Below are 16,901 nucleotides of genomic sequence, written 5' to 3' on the forward strand. Positions count from 1 at the left end.
GTGTCTCGAGGCCGTGGCCGCACCCCGCGCACCCCTCCTAGTCCGCCCTGCAGTTAAGGCAGCACAAGAGGCTACGTATTAGGGGGCTGTGACGCTAACAGTAGCGCCGCGGCCCCTTTTTCCGCATAAGTAGCCATGAACAGGCTCTGCGGACCGGAGGAGTAGGGGCACCAGCGCCTTAAAACACCCGGAAACTTAATAGCGCCCAGCCAACAATGCTGTGTGGCCGCGGGGATAAGGTCGCAGTAAAGGCATGCACGGAACGCCCCAGCGCAGCTGACTGGGTTTTTAGGCCAGTTGCCGCGCCGCGGGTAATTGCCATGGTGCAGGTACCAAAGACCTCCAGGAGCTCTTGACTATGGTGCGGGCGAAGATGCAAACTATCTAAATGCACCATGGTGACCTGCTCTGATGCGTGCTTCGGGTGGCGCTTCCGCAGCTGAGACATAATATGCACCCGCGCACTGCGACCAAGTTCCAAGCTGGCTAATTTCGTTTCCGGTTTTAAGCCCACGCAAATTTCCAAGGCCAGGTGGATGAGGCGGTGAAGCTGCCTTTTGGATGCCCCTGAGGGGGTAACTATGGTCAAGTTCTGCGCTTGACCATCAAGGTGACATACACCGCCGCTAACGCTCGGTGTTGGGGTGCTCGAAGCACCTGGTGCGGGCATGGGGGCTTCATCAATGACCATCAGGAAGCGGAAACCCGGGATTTGTTGCAGCATGCAGGACTCTTTCTAAGAGGGTGCACACTGGGCAAACGCATAAAGACAGTTAGTATTGTGGCATGGACGTGGCTATAGGCGCCAGCAGTAGAAGGAAAATTTTTATTTCACTCTTGCGGTGCGCAGCCTAAAGATTAAGCGTCATAACAGAATTTTCAATTAGAGGAGACTACGTACGTGCGTGGACTTATCGTCGACTATGTCGGTGTATTAGACGGCAATGAAGAAGACCAGCGTCGCTGGCGCGAACTTTTTGCTGCCGCCAAGAAGAACGGAGTCGGCACCGCGATTTTATCCAATGATGCGGGCGGTCCCAGCGCGGAACCCATCCGCGAATGGGAATATCGCGGCATTGTCGATGCGGTTTTGCTCAGCGGCGAAATCGGTGCCGAGAAGCCCGAAACCGCAGCTTTCCAAGCAGCAGCTGATTCCATGGGCCTGCCGATGAACGATTGCGTGCTGGTGGATGACTCCATCTTGAATGTGCGCGCCGCAGTCGAAGCCGGCCTTGTGGGTGTGTACTACCAGCAATTCGATCGCGCGGTTGTAGAAATCACCGGGCTTTTTGATATTGAAGGGGAGTTCTAGCCGCACTATGCGCATCTATATTCCTGCTACCTTCACCATGCTCCGCGAGTTTGCTCAGACGCAGCAATTAGAGCTCATTCCGCCGGGCTATGCCTTCTCCGCTGCGGAGGCCTGCAAGGGCGACTACAGCGCCGATGAGATCGAACTGATTGAACATGGTGCCTTCGTGGATGCCTCCGAGGCCTCCATCCGCTTGCTTCAGCGCGATATAGAAGAAAACAAGGAAGCGGAATACCCCTACCGTCGCGTGGTGATCTCAGCAGACATCCCAAATAAGCAAGCCACTATTCGGGAAGACCTCGGTATTTCCGTGGTCAGCCTAGATCCGGCGAAGGTAGAGCTTAAAGACTGCGTATGCGTGCACATAGATATTGCCGAAAGCGAAGCCGAAACCGCCAAAGCAATGGAAGCAATCCAAGCAGCGGACCTAGGCGATGAAGACGCCGAGTTCATTGTTGGAGATGCCCTGGATAACTTTATGGCCTGGTATGACATCAGCGAATTAGCCGCGATTATGGATCTCGGGCTAGCAGGCTAGGGGAGAAGCCCCCTACCAGCTGCCCCTACCAGCAGACTCCCGCCAGCCCCAAGCAGCACCTGCGAGCCCCGCACCACCACCAACCCCCAGTCCCCGCACAGCCTTCGCGCCGGGGCTCTGGGGGTAATCTTTTTGCGCACTCTGGGACGGAAGCACTAGACATGCAAGCTACGCTAGCGTAGGCTACGCCGGAGTAAGCTTTGTTCGACTAACTAAATGCAGGTGCACCGCATGACTTCACCCCAGCCCAAGAAGACATCGCCGCAGTCCACGCTCAGTATGCGCCACGCCGCCGAAAAGGCAGCCTCTGGCCGCACACCTCGCACTAGGACCAAGCAGTCTAAAGACGCGCTCAAGCGCACTCGCGGATTCCTGCGACGCTTCACCACCCCGCTTCTCCCGGATGACTACACGGTTTTGATCAACCCACTGTGGTCCTCCCGAGAACTAAGAGGCCGGATCGAAGCCGTTAGCTATCCCACCGATGAGACCGTTACCCTGCGCATTCGCCCTGGGTGGGGAGTCCCCGTCGATTTCCACGCCGGCCAATATATCGGCATCGGTGTCCTCATCGGCGGCCGCTACACTTGGCGCAGCTACTCGCTCACCGACGCCCCCGAAACCCACGATGGCATCTTCACCATCACCGTGCGCGCCATCGACGAAGGTCGCATGTCCCGCCACCTGGTGAACCTCGCCGAACCGGGGATGCACATTCGCCTCGCTGCTCCAGCCGGCGATTTCCACCTCACCGAGCCCGTACCGGAAAAGATTCTCTTCATTTCCGCGGGCACCGGAATCACCCCCATCGTGGCCATGCTGCGCAGCCTCATGTCCCGTGAGGATATGAATGATGTAACCGTCATCCATTCAGTGCGTCACCGCTCCGACCTGCTCTATGCCGAAGTGTTAGAGCAAGTCGCCGCTTACCCAGAAACCAAGGTCATCCTGCGCGTCACCGGCGAGGATACGGATGAAGCTTATGGCCCCCGCATCAGCCCAGATGATCTAGAAACCTTGGTTCCTGATGTTCGGGAACGCGTGGTGTATGCCTGCGGTCCGCAGCCATTGCTCGATGGCCTAGAAACCTGGGCTGAAGAACGCGAGATTGAGCTCCGCACTGAACGTTTCACCCTGGATCGCGCCAGCGATGCCACCGGTGGGGCGATCACCTTCGCTCAAAAAAGCACCACTGTTGAAGCTGATGGTGCCACCACCATCCTTGAGGCCGCGGAATCAGCGGGAATCATGTTGCCTTTTGGCTGCCGAATGGGCATCTGCCAAACCTGCGTGCAACAGCTTTCTGCCGGATTCGTTCACGACCTACGCACCAACGAAACACACGAACCCGGTTCCCGCATCCGCACCTGCGTGTGCGTTGCCGCTGGCGACGTCACCGTCGACTGCTAAACCGCTAAAAAATACCCCCTTTGAGGAGAAACACACACCATGGCTATTGACAACATTCGCGCATATTCACACCTCAGTGATGATGATATTGAAGAAATCGGGCGCCGCTTAGACGCCATCAAAGCCGAGGTCGAAGCCGACCTTGGCGAAAAGGATGTGCGCTATATCCGCGGACTTATCCGCACCCAACGCATGTTTGAGACCGGCGGCCGCATCGCCTTACTCTTCTCCCACAAAAAACCATTGTGGTGGGCCGGCGTCAGCCTCCTGAGTATCTCCAAGATCCTGGAGAACCTCGAAATTGGCCACAATGTTATGCACGGCCAGTGGGATTGGATGAATGACCCCGAAATTCACTCCACCACCTGGGAATGGGATAACGTCTGCCCCTCCAGTCAGTGGATGCACACCCACAACTATGTGCACCACAAGTACACCAATATCATCGGCATGGACTCCGATGTCGGCTACGGCATCCTGCGCGTTACCCGCGACCGCAAATGGAGCCCCCTGCACGCCTTCCAGCCGGTTGTAAACGCCACCTTGGCCTCCATGTTCCAGTGGGCGGTTGGTTTTTATGACGTGGAGCTCGGCCGCCTCGCTACCGGCCGCGCCACCTGGGAAGAAACTGCCCCGAAGTTCTGGGAAACAATGCGTAAATCCGGCCGCCAAATGAGCCGCGATTATATTCTCTACCCGGCGCTTAGTGGCCCCAATTTCAAGCACACCATTGCCGCCAATGCCACCGCGAACTTCATTCGTTCGGTATGGGCTTATGCCGTCATTTTCTGCGGCCACTTCCCGGATGAAGCAGAAACCTTCACCAAGGAACAGTACAAGAATGAAACCCACGCAGAATGGTATCTGCGCCAAATGCTGGGTTCCGCAAACTTCCGTGGCGGCAAATTGCTCACCATTATGTCCGGCAACCTGAATTACCAAATCGAGCACCATATCTTCCCCGATATGCCCTCGAATCGCCTGGCTGAAATTGGTCGCCAGGTGGAGGCTTTGTGCAAGGAATACGATATTCCTTATAACGTCGATTCCTTCCCCAAGCAGCTCGCCAAGGTGCAGCGTACCCTCCTCAAGCTGACCCTGCCCAATAAATATCTGGCAGCCAGCCCCGATAATGCCCCGGAGGTGCGCTCCAACCGTGCCTTCACCGACAACCCCGAGGTTGAGGCGCAGCTCCACATCGGCGAGGACGAGCACGGCGAACGCCGCGGTCTCGCTACCGGGTTGGTGCTGCTCAAGCGTCTGCGCCCCACCGTTATGGAGGCCATCGCTAACTTCACCGGCCGTACCCCGGAACGCCGCCACCACCGCCTCGACGCTTAATTCTTTCACCAGGATTTAAGCTTTATCCGAGACCGAAAGCCCCACGCTGAGCAGAAATTATTCCGCTTAAGCGTGGGGCTTCGGCATGCCGCACCTCTTTTATTCTTCTTGGGAATTCTCGGGAGGTTTCCGGGTCGCGATCTTCCCGGATTTCCTGGGCGTGGCCCGCGAACTTGGGGCGGCTTCCTTATCGCGTTCTGATTTACGTTTCTTAGCGCGGGAATCTTCGCTGATTTTATGCTCCGCTTCACTCATCGAACGCGATTCTTCCGGATCCATACCCTGGACATAAGGCGCACGGCGTGCCGCCGCAATACCCAGCATCCGCACCGCCACCGCGGCAGCCACCACCGCGGTAAATACCGGCAAATATCCTTGGGGCACCATATCCGTAAATTCCACTGCCGCAATCATCCCAAACATGGGGGCCACCATTGCGGTGGAAAGAAAAGCCGCGGCACCTAAAAGCGCAAAAGCTTCAACCGGAACGTGCGGCAAAAGGGGGTGCAATAAGGTACCAATAATTGCCCCAATTAAAGCGCCATTGGCAAAAGCGGGGGTCAACATACCGCCAATGGTGCCTACCCGCAGCGCCACCAAATAGGTGAACATCCGCAGCAGCACCAACACCACCAGCAGTTTGATGGGCAGCCCCTCAGCTAATACCGCGCCTGCTGCCCAACGATTATTGGCACCATATTCCGGTACCGAATACGCCGCTAAGGCGATCAGCACATAGCCCAACGGCATTTGCCATAAGATTTTCTTCCCCGGTCCCGGAGAATACTCTGTTGCCACACGCGCAGCCTGACCAAAAAGATGCCCGATCAGTCCCGCAACCACCCCAATGATGCCGGCCGCAAAGAGTGTTTGGGCGGTTTCATCCAAGGGCACAGTGCGGAAAATGGGGTGGCTTTCTACAAATAATCCGGTGGTAGCTACCGCCACAGCGGAAGTCATCATCGACACCACAATGGAGCGCGCCGTTAATTCCCGCAAGAGCAATTCCAGGGAAAAAACTGCTCCGGCCAACGGCAGGTGGAAGCTCGCGCCCAAGGCCGCGCCGGCCGCGGAAGCAACAATTAAGCGCCGTGCTTCGCGGTCTAATTTCAACCAATCCGCTGCCCGCGAAGCACTCAATGCACCTGCTAACCGCGGTGCATTTTCACGCCCCACGGGTGCACCTACCGCCACCGAGGTTACTTGGATAAAGCAACTCGAGAGGGTCTTAATCACCGGCATGCGTCGGGCTTTCATCGCCCCACCAACGGCCACAGCTTTGGGGCCGAAGCGGTGATAAGCCCACATCACCCAACTCAGCACAAAACCTAGCACCAGCATTGAGGCACCGGTGCGTTCAGGGGAAACGTTCAAGGCTGGGGCGCTGGCGTTAATATGATCCACCCCGTAGATGGCGCGCTCAGTCCAAATAACCGTCCAGTTCAATAACGCAACTAAAAGTCCCGTCACCACACCCACCCCGGCGGCAATCAAGGCCATCCGGTTAATCGAAACGCGCGCTAATTCAGCATCAGCGCCAATAAAATCCTCATTGAGGATCTCCGGCTTCTTCGGCAGCCGAGGGGTAGGTAATTTTGGGCGCGGCAACCTGGAGAAGGCGCCACGACGCTCGCCTTCACGATTGCGCGTGGGCTTACTCCCAGTCGACATTACTTCTTAGAGCCTCCAATAATCGGCGCACCGCTTCAACCCGGCGCTGCGAGGTGGGCTCGCTTAATAAATCCAGGGCACATTCCGGGTCCGCTGGGGGCCCCATATGAGTACAACCACGCGGACAATCCTCAATAGCGGCTGCCAGGTCATCAAATACCTGCAGCACCATCTCCGCGTCAATATGGGCTAAGCCCAAGGAACGAATACCCGGGGTATCAATAATCCAGCCACCAATCTCCTCCGGTAAGCGCAAGGCCACCGAAGTAGTAGAGGTATGCCGGCCTTTACCCACCCCAGATACCTCACCAGTAGCGCGATCAGCATCTGGGACTAAGCGATTCACCAACGTAGATTTACCCACCCCAGAATGACCAACTAGGGCAGTGATCTTATTGGAACATAAATCAGCCACCGGTGTGAGCGAATCATCAATTCCGCACACCACTACTTGAATATCTAGACCATCAAACTCTGCAGCGAACTCCGCCGGATCCGCCAAATCAGATTTGGTTAAACACAAAATAGGTGTGAGATTCCCGGCGAAAGCCGCAATTAAAGAACGTTCCACAAACCCTGTTCGAGGTGGTGGGTCAGCTACCGCGGTAACAATCAATAACTGATCCGCATTCGCCACCACAATGCGCTCATAGCGGTCATTATCATCGGCTGTGCGCCGCAGTACCGAGTGGCGTTCCTCCAGCTTCACAATTCGAGCTAGGGTGCCTTCCTTGCCGGAGGTATCACCCACCACGCCCACGCGGTCGCCCACCACAATGGCGGTGCGTCCTAATTCCCGGGCCCGCATGCAGGTGACTTCCGGGCCCTCGGGGCGATCATCCAAGATCACTCCCCATCGGCCACGGTCTTTAGTAATCACCATCCCAAACAGGGCGTCATCGTGGCTGGGGCGATCCTTGGTGCGCGGGCGGGTGCGTTTCGGGGCGCGGACACGGACGTCAGACTCGTCCCACTGCCTGCCGCCCCGGCGAAGATGAGTGGGACGAGCAGCCATTAGCGGTGATCCTCCGGATCCGCTGCCTCTGGATGTGAACCTTCTGAGACCATCGTGGCCCACATCAATTCGAAGCCCGGCAAGGTCTTTGCAGTTGTGCCAATATCAGCCACTTCCACCCCCTCAACCACCAGGCCAATAATCGCCCCGGCGGTGGCCATGCGGTGATCAGCATAGGAATGCCACACCCCACCATGCATGGCCTCTACTTTCGGGCGGATAATCAGGCCATCGGCGAGCTCTTCACAATGCCCACCCAACTTGGTGATCTCGGTGCTCAGCGCAGCCAAGCGATCTGTTTCATGCCCACGCAGATGCGCAATGCCACGCAAGCGTGAAGGCTCGGTACCCAAGGCTGCCAGTGCAGCCACAGTGGGTGTGAGCTCACCGATGGCAGACATATCCAGGTCCACAGGCTTTAATGCCCGATGCCCACCACGTGGGCCCACCACAATCAGGTCACGTCGACCATCAGCATGCGTTTCGGTGGTGATGGTGCACCCCATGTCCTTCAAAATATCGCGAATCGCATCACCAGCTTGGGTGGTATGAGCCGGCCAATGCGGAATACGCATACTGCCACCAGTTACCGCGGCCGCAGCTAAGAAAGGCGTGGCATTAGAAAGATCCGGTTCAATATGCCAGGTGCGCCCCGCTAATTGACCTGGTTGTACCGACCAGGTGTGCTCGAAAAGATTCGCATCTACCTGCGCCCCAGCTTCCCGGAGCATTGCCACACTCATATCAATATGCGGCAAGGACGGCAGGGTAGCACCCACATGTTTAATGGTGATGCCTTCTTCATATAAAGGCGCACTGAGCAGGAGCCCCGAAATGAATTGAGAGGACCCAGAAGCATCCACTTCCACTTCGCCGCCACGTGGGGTGTGATCAGTCCGCGCATGCACGCTAAAAGGCAACGAGTCTCCTTCAATCTCCACACCGAGTTTGCGCAAAGCATCCAAAATTGCACCCATCGGGCGGGTTCGAGCCTGCGGATCACCATCAAACAACACAGTGCCAGTCGAATGTGCAGCCAAAGGCGGCAAGAACCGCATTACCGTGCCAGCAAGACCGCAGTCAACAGTTCCCCCGGAATATTCCCCTTCACTCGGCGGATCAATAATTAAGCAGTCACTTTCACTGCCATGGGTGGGGGATACCGCCCGGATCCGTACCCCTAGGGAACGCAGAGCCTCAATCATGAGGTCGGTATCGCGGCTACGTAAAGCACCAAAAATTTCCGAACGTCCCGCCGCACCGGCAGCAAGGATGAGGGCGCGGTTGGTCATGGATTTCGACCCTGGGATGGACTGAACCCACCGCAGCGGTCCCCGCGCCTGGGGAGCCGCAAAGGGGGCAGCACTGGTCTTCTTTTGGGCACTCACGGCTCCCATCATAGGAAACCCCGGCGAGCTACGTGCCTGAAGACCAAAAACTCCAACCCCCGCCCAAGCCCCAGAGGCCAACCCGAGGATCGGGTTTTATTGAGCCTGGAGGTCTGCGTAAGCCCCTTGAGAAAGCTTGACCAGGTCATCAGCGGCTAAGGCGATATCAAGGCCGCGGCGCCCACCGGAAACAAAAATCATCGGAAAGTCCCGTGCCGAAGCATCCACAAAAGTTGGCAAGGGATTCTTCTGCCCCAACGGGGAAATCCCGCCAGGAATATAACCAGAAGAACGTTGGGCATCAGCCGGATCCGCCATGGCAACCTTCGGCACACCCCATGCCTGAGCTGCTTTCTTCAAGGACAACCGCGCACTGACCGGCACACAACACACAGCAAGCTTCTTCTTCCCCGCATCTATTACCAGGGTCTTGAAGATCTGCTCGGGAACAACGCCTTCCTCCGCTAGAGCTTCTGCCGCGTGTTGTCCGAAATGATCAGAGCCAGCATCAAAGTGCCGCAGCTTATGCGGCACATTAGCTTCAACGAGGACTCTTACCGCTTGTGTGGGTGCGGCCGCGCGGCCGGACTTCTTCTTCGCCATAAGTAGCTATTCTGCCTGATTTGTATCGCTTCACTCGTCACCGAGGACTATTGGTTGTGGAGCGTCCTGACGAGCATCGCGCAAAATCCTGGTGCCATAACTAAGCGGGTAATGGTCGCTGAGGGGAGTGTATAGAAAAGACATAGTGGGGGTCGGAGCTTAAATAATCATTTTTGAACGGGAGATTGGCGGAACCCCTTGGGTGAAGAAAACTCTCAGGTACGAGAAACGAAACAATGTATTCGCTAGGTAGTACCATTGTCCGATTTTTTCAGTCAATCGAAATCATAGAGTATCTGCCAATTGCTTAGAGATGAATATCTTGCTGAGCTGCATAAACAAGCTCAAAGTAGGGGATTGATTCATCTTTATTCCTCATCATGTCTCATGTTGTGGGGGTAGGAGTGTCCTCGAAGAGGATCAGTTTTCTTAGGTTTCTGGCCGGGATTTTACCTATTTGGGGGTAGGTAGTTTTGCAAAGCTATAGACGATACTCCTTTACTCAGATACTCTTCAGTGGCCAGCCCACTAAAGCATCGAGCTTTTGGATGCTCATTGAACTACCCCCTGCCCGTATCCAAAATCGTTCATTTTAGGAACAACCCCTATGGGAAAACCGAAGCTTCTAGTGTGGGCTTCCGCATCAGTGTTGATGCTGTCGTTGGCGCCCCCTAGTTTTGCCCAGACCGGTGAAAGTCTCGCTGATCAAATGGCGTATGCGGAGCAAGTCTCACTTGCAGATCGCTATTCGTTGCAGGTTCAACCTGATGAAACTTTGAATTCACAGGAGCCAGGCTTCGATAAAAACAATGTTGATAATCAGGCCGGTGTGAACTGGAACCCGACTTTAAAGCCGCAGGCCGAAATTATTCCGGGGAAGATGCGCTCTGACCGGGAAGAGATCCCCGGCGGATTCACCAAGGAAGAAGCAGATCTAGCGGAGCTCCAGGAAGCGCAAGAGCAAGCTGCTGCACTTGGTGAAGGACCTTCACTTCGTTCGGCTGCCTCGCATTGCAGTACCTACTGGCCGAGTCCCTATCAGGTATGCGGTGCGATCAGAGAGAAATATGACTCTATGGGCGGCCCACGTAGCTTCCTGACGTGGCCGAAGTCAAACGAACTTGGTGTTCCGGATGGGGTTGGCCGACGCAACGAGTTTCTAAACGGCCACATCTACTGGCAACCGGATACTGGGGCCCATTCCGTGTCAACGCACTTTGCCACTGTGTGGGCACGTAACGGTTGGGAAGCCGGGCGTATGGGGTACCCCACCAGTGATGAATACGTTGCGGCCGATGGTGTTGGACGTCGTCAGGACTTCCAAGATTGGCACATTATGGGTTCTTTAGCCGGCATGGCAGCAATCGGCGGCGCGATTTTCGATAAGTGGGTGGAGCTCGGTGCAGAGTTGGGACCACTTAGTTATCCGCTCAATGACGAGACCGCCACAGCTGACGGAACCGGGCGGTACAACAACTTCCTCGGTGGCGTGATTTTCTGGCACCCTCAGTACGGCGCACATGACGTCAGCGGTGTCCCCCTACTCATCTGGTCTAAGAGTGGCTATGAACAGGGCCAATGGGGATATCCGACTTCCTCTGCAGCTCACCGTGATGACTATCCCATTGCTACGTACCAAGAATTCTCAAAAAGCCGATGGACGTCACCGCAGAAATTGCTGATACCGGTGACACTCTTGTCGACGGCAAGCCCATAAGCAACTTCCTGCTCGATGTAATAGAAACGCATGGTATTTCCATTGCAGATGATGACGCTGGCCAAGCTTCCTTGAGGGATGGGCTTCAACGATTGAAGCACACTCAGCTAGCAGCTTCTGAATGCCCACTTCCAGATTCCACCACCCCAGACTATGGCGGCATCTCTATTCCTGCGCATTACGACTACTGGGCTTGCCAGTCCGGTTATAAGCATCGCGAACACTACGCTCGCCATGATTTCTGCACTAAGTCTCCGGATGCAGTGTTTCTGGGTGGAACTAAGGCGAACTTCAGGGGTGCATGTGCAAGGCATGACCTATGCATGGATGCCAGCCCGGGGAAATACGGTGGTTGTAACCGCAAATTGCACGAAGACATGGAAACCATCTGTACAGACCGCTATGCAGCGTATGACGTCGCGCGCTATAAGTGCCGGGACCTCAGGGATACGTACTGGGTGGTTGTGACTGGGACGCACCTGGGACAACTCTAGTTCTCCTACGACTCCGCCCTTCTACAGTTAGGACTTTGAACATGCTCTCCACCTTCCGCTGGCAGGATTTCTTAAGCGGCACAGTTTTACTGACCTTTTTGCCCGTCGCGGTGGCCTTATTCATCTTCTTGAAATCCACGAAGCGGATGGATAAGAAAGCCAATGGCACTGAAACCATCGACAATCCCCTTAAATTAGGTGCCTTGGCTTTCCTTTGGGGATTCATCTGTGCGGCAGTTTGGTTTACTTGGAGTCCCAACTCTGGTTTCGATCTTCGGGACTTCCTAACGTATGGGGCATATGTTGACTATGCCTACTGGCAGGGTGCCGGCTGCGCTGTCATGGTGATCCTCGGCGATCTTTTCCTCATCTGGAAACAGCAAGCGAAATATTCTGCCGCAGTACTCGCTGCGCTGCTCATTGCCTGTGGCTTTGCAACCGCCTTTTCCTTCGCATCCTCCTTTGGGGTGGCATCCCAAGACGGTATCGGAGCCGGGCTTTCGCTTATCGGTATCAGCATTGTCCTACTGGTCATTAACATGGTGCTGGCTTCCATCCGCAGTATCGGGGGGAATAAAGCATCGCATAGCTAAACCGCCTCGCCGCGACTCCAGCTTCCACCCAAAGCCCACACCCCAAAGCCCACACCCCACCTGATCATCCCCGCACCCCACTTCAGTAGAATAAGCTCACATTCTTTCTCCATCTCAACACCATAAAAGGGGGTTGTGAGCACCTATGGCGGATGTTGATCTCGCCCAACGCTTCGAAGCTGAAGCGTTGCCCCTGCTCGACCAGCTCTATGGTGGTGCGCTGCGGATGACCCGCAACCCCACCGATGCGGAAGACTTGGTGCAAGAAACCTACATCAAGGCCTTTCAAGCCTTCGATAGTTTCAAGCCCGGCACCAACCTCAAAGCCTGGCTCTACCGCATCATGACCAACACCTACATCAACCACTACCGGAAGAAGCAGCGCCGCCCAGCCCAAACTTCTGCTGAGGACATCACCGACCACCAGCTGTACACCACCAGCTCCCATGACTCCACGGGCCTGCAATCCGCAGAAGTTGAGGCCCTCAAACGCCTGCCAGATCAGCAAATCGCCGATGCCATGAACCAGCTCAGCGAAGACTATCGCATGGTGGTGTACTACGCCGATGTCGAAGGCCTCGCCTATAAAGAGATCGCCGAAATCATGGACACCCCCTTAGGCACGGTCATGAGTCGCCTGCACCGGGGAAGAAAACAGCTCCGCGAGTTGTTGAAGGAGGTAGCCCGCGAGCACGGTATTGGCCGCGAGCCTTCCGAGGAAGAACCAGAAAAACCCGATTTAGCTGGGAAGAAGGTGGAGAAGAAGTGAGCACCCCCCAACACCCGGATGAGCTTGCCGAAATCTACGCACTACTCCTGGAATTACTCGACGAGCGCCAACCCGAGCCCCGCTGCGCCGAACTTCGCGCCCGCATCGAGCAATACCCCGAGCTCTACCACCAACTCTGCTGCGAAGAACAGATCCGCGAGCTCCTGCATCGCTGCTGCTGCCAGCCCGCCCCGGTAACGCTGCGCCAAAAAATCACCATGTCTATCCGCGTCACTCGCGAATACTAAAAACTAGGCCACCTTCCGAGGTGGCCTTTGTGCTTTCCTCGAGATCCGCCTCCTGCCGCGTTTCACAACAGAAACGCATATGCGCGGGCTCAGCTTTGCCACGCCTGCCTCCCCTTGAAGGTGAGTAGAGAAATAGTGTCCGCGTTGTTTTCGGGGCTAATCGCTGTTGAGCACTAGCTATAGTCGCGATAAATGATCCCCACAGCACCCCTTCCTTTTACCCTCACCCCACACCGTTATTTGGTACCCCTACGGTCGGCAGGAGCTGAGAGGGCGCGCACGGATCCGGGGGCAGCCACGCCTGACTCTATGAGCGTCTCATGGCAGATGGGTTAATCCTGGTTTCTGTATTTCATTTCCATTAGTGTCAGTGCGTTTATCGCCGATAGGGCGAGGCGCTTCACGGTCAAGGACTCAGCTAGGTCCATAAAGGCGCGTGTTTCGACTAGGAGACAATCCACCCAATCGCGAGTCACCGGGGCCTGTCCCGAGGCGAGCGCGTCACCTTTCACATCGGGCTTAAACCTTCCGGATGCCTAGAAAGATACTCCCCGCCGCGATCGCCTTCTTAGTCTCAGGCGCTTGAGCTCCGCTGGCCCGGGCTTCCGGGACCGTGGAGTCGGCGTGACGACCTACGAGTCTGTCCTGGTCAGCAACGGGTTAAAGATGGAAAATCCCCCATCGACAGTGTTTGTCGAAGGGGGAAAGAAGTTGCCTCAATAAGGTTTAGGAATTGGGGCGCTTACCGTGGTTAGCAGACTTCTTGCGACGATCCTTGCGCTTGCGGCCACGCTTGCTCATATCGGAGTTCTCCTTGATGCATAGAAAAGGGGGTTGATCAACGGGAACCACTCTATCTGGTTGCCTTCAGGTCCAGGAAATTACCCCGGACCTTCCGATGAACAACCCCGCCTAAATAAGGAGGCACAAGGCCTACTATATGGGGGGGTGTGTGAGAGTTGCGTCGAAAGACTAGAAGCTGGTGGAAAAGAAAGCAGCAGTTACTAGACGGTCACGCGGGCACGACCACGGCTGCGGTTCTTGCGACGCTTCAGAGCACGACGCTCATCTTCGCTCATGCCGCCCCACACACCAGCATCCTGGCCGGTTTCTAGGGCCCAGCGTAGGCACTGGGAAGTAACGGGGCAGCGGTTACATACAACTTTGGCCTTAGCAATCTGGGCTAGGGCAGGGCCGGAGTTACCGACGGGGAAGAACAGCTCGGGGTCTTCATCGCGGCAAACAGCTTCATGACGCCAATCCATAATGGGGTATCTCCTTCACGCATCTCACTGCGGTATAAAAATTTTGAACTTAGATAAGTGCTCGGGGTTTCGGTGTGTTTTCCTTCAGCGCACGCTGCTCACGCGTCGACGTGGGCTAAGCACGTAGGACGCGCGGGGGTAGTGCATAGTTCAGGGGCAAAGCAGTTGTCGGCGGGGTGGCAACACAATCTGAGAAAAATCCTCAATGTTGCATAAGGGAGCAGAACTCCCTTAGATCCCGAGCACCTGCCTCAACTCATTGCTGCGCTAAGGGCTCCGGAAGGAAAGCACACACGGGGAATGAGGGCATGGTTTTCACCGCGGCGCTCATCCCGGGGTACTTGGGCATCATGACACGTTAGAGAAGCAATATCTAGGGTTTAACCCCTAAGTGTGTGAGAACTCACATATTCTAGACTGAATCTCTCATACTTTCGGATGATTTATTGCCCTAAGGGCTGTGACTCTTTGTGGCTCGCGTGGCATGTGAACAGCGCAAACGATCCAAAGGAAGTGAGTGTGACCTAAGTAGTTAGGTCAAATTAACAATCGAACCTTGCCCCTAACAGGGGAGCCAACCAAGAAAGGTTAGACTTAGTCAGCGTGAGCCAAGAACACCAACCCAGAACTAGCGCCCCCGATGTCGATAACCTCATGCCCGCCTCCATCCGCTGGGCCGGAATCATTGCCATCATCCAATCCGTCATCGGACTCGGCTACGCCGTGTTGTTGATTATCCGCCAACTCCAAGGCAAACATGACCCCTCCTTGGTAGCCGATGCGGAAAACTCCAATATCGGTTGGGTAGGTTATGGCACCGCCCTTTTCTTCATCATTATTTTCGGTGCCGTCATCCTCGCCGCCATTAATATGATGCGCGGCCGCAAGTGGGGCAGAGGCCCAGTAGCGATGCTCCAAATGATTCTGCTGCTGATCTCCTGGTTCATGTTCCAGGGCGGGGCCATCCCACTAGCGGTAGCCACCGGACTTAGCTCACTTTTGGGCTTAATCTTCCTCTTCAACCCCCGCGCTATCGCATGGGTCGCCGACCACTACTAGGCCGCACCCAAAGCCACCACGGTGGTGCCGCGTTGCTCAATAAGGCGGCCATTCGCCCAACTCAGATGAACATCGCCGGTCCACCCACCGCGATCTAGCGCGATGGTGCTTATAACTTTCCCGTCTTTTTCATCCAGGATGGCTAACCCCTCAGCAGTCGGCATAATCATCCGAGACAACCCTGGGTTATTTTCTTCGCGAGACAGGCTCACCCCGGTGCCGATCACATTGTCAAGCACATAATCGGCTTCCAGTTTCCCGGGTTTAAAGAAGTGCAGGGCGTGCCCATCCCACCACGTCATATGGTGCGCCAGGTCCGCGGTCACGGGATGAACAAAGCTGGCCTGCCCAAAGGGCAGATGCTGATCCCCATGGCCCCTAAATGCCTTAGGATGAGCAACCTCAGCGCGGATCTCTGGTGGTGCTGGCACAGCATCTTTAAGCACCTTGTGGGACAGTTCCTGGCCCTTGTCGTTATAGCTAATCGTTAGCGGCTGCGGGCTTTTCGCATGACGCCCCTTCGGGAACATCACAGCTACCCCTTCAGCATTAATGGCCACCAAATAAGGATCATCGCTACGACGCGCAGCGGTTTCCTGGCCCTGCGGTGCTGGCTCCTCGTTAGCCTTCTTTAATTCCACCTGGCCAATAAGCTCTGGCTTACGGGAATCCTCAGGGGTGGTTTTATTCAGCCGCAACCACACCGACCCATCTGCACAGGTCTCCGTTAAAGCCAGCAGATCCTTGCGGGTGAGCGCAGAATTCGGAATGCAGGTGGGGGCGGGCTGCATCGAAGATTCCTGAGGTGCCTCCACCCGGCCGTATTCCACGGTGCGTACCAAATCTGAACGCCATAGGGCCACTCGTCCAGGGCTGCCAATTCCCGCTCGATCATTCGAGGACAGTGGTGCCACAATCTCCGGGGCAATCGCGGAACGCGAATAGGCATATTTGCCTTCAGGAGTGAAGCTTAAGACATCCCCACACCCATGCGGGCCACGATAGGTCACCACAAACTTGTCCCAGGCTTTAGTCAAGGAACACACCGGGCGCGAACGCTCATAGCTCCAGAGTTGCTTACCATTGCTATCTACCCCGCGGATAATGGATGAACCATCTTCGGAGTTATTCACAATCAACGTCTGGTCCCGCAAGGTCACTGGTGCGACAACCCCGGGAAGGGCAGCGGTTTCGGCTTCCCAGATTTCGCGGAGCTTTTGGGGGATGCTCACCGGTGGGCCGTATTGCTTGGGCAGCTCACCAACCTCGGAGTTATCCAAGTGAGCTTGGTGCGTATCGGAGGTTGCCCACACTGTCCCGACCCCGAAGAGGGCGACTGCGGAGATCAGGGCGGTCGCCACTAGGTCACCGCGGGTCCGGCGCAAAATAGGGGCCGGAATATGCCTCATGGGTGCTTTCCGAGATGCGGAGGAACTCACCGAGCTTGCCCTTTCTGGGAGGAACTATCAGGATGCGGT

General features: G+C 55.9%; 17 protein-coding genes. 9 read left to right on the top strand and 8 right to left on the bottom strand.

Annotated elements, in window-relative coordinates; all coding sequences use genetic code 11:
• Nucleotides 1-178: 178 nt before the first annotated feature.
• Nucleotides 179-724, bottom strand: coding sequence for a hypothetical protein (locus BMZ01_RS01270; protein WP_092283594.1), 546 nt, complete (start codon nucleotides 722-724; stop codon nucleotides 179-181).
• Nucleotides 725-901: 177 nt separating this feature from the next.
• On the opposite strand from BMZ01_RS01270, the gene BMZ01_RS01275 reads away from it, so the two are divergent.
• From BMZ01_RS01275 to BMZ01_RS01290, 4 genes are all read left to right on the top strand, one after another.
• Entirely contained in the window at nucleotides 902-1,312 is a 411-nt protein-coding gene (locus BMZ01_RS01275) for an HAD family hydrolase (RefSeq protein ID WP_092283596.1), read from the top strand.
• 7 nt (nucleotides 1,313-1,319) lie between these two features.
• Nucleotides 1,320-1,850, top strand: a complete 531-nt coding sequence (locus BMZ01_RS01280; protein ID WP_092283598.1) for a DUF6912 family protein — start codon at nucleotides 1,320-1,322, stop codon at nucleotides 1,848-1,850.
• Between the two features lie 279 nt (nucleotides 1,851-2,129).
• On the top strand, nucleotides 2,130-3,260 hold the full coding sequence (locus tag BMZ01_RS01285; protein WP_092283600.1) for a ferredoxin reductase: 1,131 nt from the start codon (nucleotides 2,130-2,132) through the stop codon (nucleotides 3,258-3,260).
• A gap of 39 nt (nucleotides 3,261-3,299) precedes the next feature.
• Complete coding sequence (locus tag BMZ01_RS01290; protein ID WP_092283602.1) at nucleotides 3,300-4,601, top strand: fatty acid desaturase family protein; 1,302 nt, start codon at nucleotides 3,300-3,302, stop codon at nucleotides 4,599-4,601.
• Nucleotides 4,602-4,700: 99 nt separating this feature from the next.
• Here the strand turns inward: BMZ01_RS01290 and BMZ01_RS01295 are convergent, their stop codons facing one another.
• The 4 genes from BMZ01_RS01295 to ybaK all read right to left on the bottom strand — a co-directional run bounded on the left by BMZ01_RS01295 (nucleotide 4,701) and on the right by ybaK (nucleotide 9,278).
• Nucleotides 4,701-6,272 carry a chloride channel protein gene (locus BMZ01_RS01295; protein ID WP_223845846.1) on the bottom strand — a complete coding sequence of 524 codons (1,572 nt, stop codon included), beginning with the start codon at nucleotides 6,270-6,272 and terminating at the stop codon, nucleotides 4,701-4,703.
• Nucleotides 6,256-7,287, bottom strand: a complete 1,032-nt coding sequence (gene rsgA / locus BMZ01_RS01300; protein ID WP_092283604.1) for a ribosome small subunit-dependent GTPase A — start codon at nucleotides 7,285-7,287, stop codon at nucleotides 6,256-6,258. The genes BMZ01_RS01295 and rsgA overlap by 17 nt, the downstream gene beginning before the upstream one ends.
• Entirely contained in the window at nucleotides 7,287-8,675 is a 1,389-nt protein-coding gene (gene aroA / locus BMZ01_RS01305) for a 3-phosphoshikimate 1-carboxyvinyltransferase (RefSeq protein ID WP_223845847.1), read from the bottom strand. The genes rsgA and aroA overlap by 1 nt, the downstream gene beginning before the upstream one ends.
• A gap of 96 nt (nucleotides 8,676-8,771) precedes the next feature.
• Nucleotides 8,772-9,278 carry a Cys-tRNA(Pro) deacylase gene (gene ybaK / locus BMZ01_RS01310; protein WP_092283606.1) on the bottom strand — a complete coding sequence of 169 codons (507 nt, stop codon included), beginning with the start codon at nucleotides 9,276-9,278 and terminating at the stop codon, nucleotides 8,772-8,774.
• Nucleotides 9,279-9,885: 607 nt separating this feature from the next.
• Here ybaK and BMZ01_RS01315 point away from each other — a divergent pair.
• From BMZ01_RS01315 to BMZ01_RS01330, 4 genes are all read left to right on the top strand, one after another.
• On the top strand, nucleotides 9,886-10,995 hold the full coding sequence (locus tag BMZ01_RS01315) for an LGFP repeat-containing protein (protein WP_223845848.1): 1,110 nt from the start codon (nucleotides 9,886-9,888) through the stop codon (nucleotides 10,993-10,995).
• 535 nt (nucleotides 10,996-11,530) lie between these two features.
• Complete coding sequence (locus BMZ01_RS01320) at nucleotides 11,531-12,082, top strand: hypothetical protein (protein WP_092283608.1); 552 nt, start codon at nucleotides 11,531-11,533, stop codon at nucleotides 12,080-12,082.
• A gap of 145 nt (nucleotides 12,083-12,227) precedes the next feature.
• Complete coding sequence (locus tag BMZ01_RS01325; protein ID WP_092283610.1) at nucleotides 12,228-12,851, top strand: sigma-70 family RNA polymerase sigma factor; 624 nt, start codon at nucleotides 12,228-12,230, stop codon at nucleotides 12,849-12,851.
• On the top strand, nucleotides 12,848-13,099 hold the full coding sequence (locus BMZ01_RS01330; RefSeq protein ID WP_092283612.1) for a hypothetical protein: 252 nt from the start codon (nucleotides 12,848-12,850) through the stop codon (nucleotides 13,097-13,099). Before BMZ01_RS01325 ends, BMZ01_RS01330 begins: the two co-directional genes overlap by 4 nt.
• A gap of 726 nt (nucleotides 13,100-13,825) precedes the next feature.
• On the opposite strand, the gene BMZ01_RS11510 is transcribed toward BMZ01_RS01330, so the two are convergent.
• Complete coding sequence (locus tag BMZ01_RS11510; protein WP_370513925.1) at nucleotides 13,826-13,900, bottom strand: 50S ribosomal protein bL37; 75 nt, start codon at nucleotides 13,898-13,900, stop codon at nucleotides 13,826-13,828.
• Nucleotides 13,901-14,103: 203 nt separating this feature from the next.
• Nucleotides 14,104-14,364, bottom strand: coding sequence for a WhiB family transcriptional regulator (locus BMZ01_RS01340; RefSeq protein WP_092283616.1), 261 nt, complete (start codon nucleotides 14,362-14,364; stop codon nucleotides 14,104-14,106).
• Between the two features lie 654 nt (nucleotides 14,365-15,018).
• Here BMZ01_RS01340 and BMZ01_RS01345 point away from each other — a divergent pair.
• On the top strand, nucleotides 15,019-15,423 hold the full coding sequence (locus BMZ01_RS01345) for a hypothetical protein (protein ID WP_092283772.1): 405 nt from the start codon (nucleotides 15,019-15,021) through the stop codon (nucleotides 15,421-15,423).
• On the opposite strand, the gene BMZ01_RS01350 is transcribed toward BMZ01_RS01345, so the two are convergent.
• A complete protein-coding gene (locus BMZ01_RS01350; protein WP_092283618.1) occupies nucleotides 15,420-16,832 on the bottom strand; it encodes an Rv3212 family protein in 1,413 nt (470 codons plus the stop codon). The genes BMZ01_RS01345 and BMZ01_RS01350 overlap by 4 nt on opposite strands.
• Nucleotides 16,833-16,901 lie beyond the last annotated feature (69 nt).

Source organism: Corynebacterium spheniscorum (assembly GCF_900113445.1).
GTDB classification, from domain to species: Bacteria; Actinomycetota; Actinomycetes; order Mycobacteriales; family Mycobacteriaceae; genus Corynebacterium; species Corynebacterium spheniscorum.

Coding starts and splice junctions, on each gene's coding strand:
- BMZ01_RS01270 (WP_092283594.1), bottom strand. CDS start 724: ATGCTGCAACAAATCCCGGGTTTCCGCTTCCTGATGGTCATTGATGAA.
- BMZ01_RS01280 (WP_092283598.1), top strand. CDS start 1,320: ATGCGCATCTATATTCCTGCTACCTTCACCATGCTCCGCGAGTTTGCT.
- BMZ01_RS01285 (WP_092283600.1), top strand. CDS start 2,130: ATGCGCCACGCCGCCGAAAAGGCAGCCTCTGGCCGCACACCTCGCACT.
- BMZ01_RS01290 (WP_092283602.1), top strand. CDS start 3,300: ATGGCTATTGACAACATTCGCGCATATTCACACCTCAGTGATGATGAT.
- BMZ01_RS01295 (WP_223845846.1), bottom strand. CDS start 6,272: ATGTCGACTGGGAGTAAGCCCACGCGCAATCGTGAAGGCGAGCGTCGT.
- rsgA (WP_092283604.1), bottom strand. CDS start 7,287: ATGGCTGCTCGTCCCACTCATCTTCGCCGGGGCGGCAGGCAGTGGGAC.
- ybaK (WP_092283606.1), bottom strand. CDS start 9,278: ATGGCGAAGAAGAAGTCCGGCCGCGCGGCCGCACCCACACAAGCGGTA.
- BMZ01_RS01315 (WP_223845848.1), top strand. CDS start 9,886: ATGGGAAAACCGAAGCTTCTAGTGTGGGCTTCCGCATCAGTGTTGATG.
- BMZ01_RS01320 (WP_092283608.1), top strand. CDS start 11,531: ATGCTCTCCACCTTCCGCTGGCAGGATTTCTTAAGCGGCACAGTTTTA.
- BMZ01_RS01325 (WP_092283610.1), top strand. CDS start 12,228: ATGGCGGATGTTGATCTCGCCCAACGCTTCGAAGCTGAAGCGTTGCCC.
- BMZ01_RS01340 (WP_092283616.1), bottom strand. CDS start 14,364: ATGGATTGGCGTCATGAAGCTGTTTGCCGCGATGAAGACCCCGAGCTG.
- BMZ01_RS01345 (WP_092283772.1), top strand. CDS start 15,019: ATGCCCGCCTCCATCCGCTGGGCCGGAATCATTGCCATCATCCAATCC.
- BMZ01_RS01350 (WP_092283618.1), bottom strand. CDS start 16,832: ATGAGGCATATTCCGGCCCCTATTTTGCGCCGGACCCGCGGTGACCTA.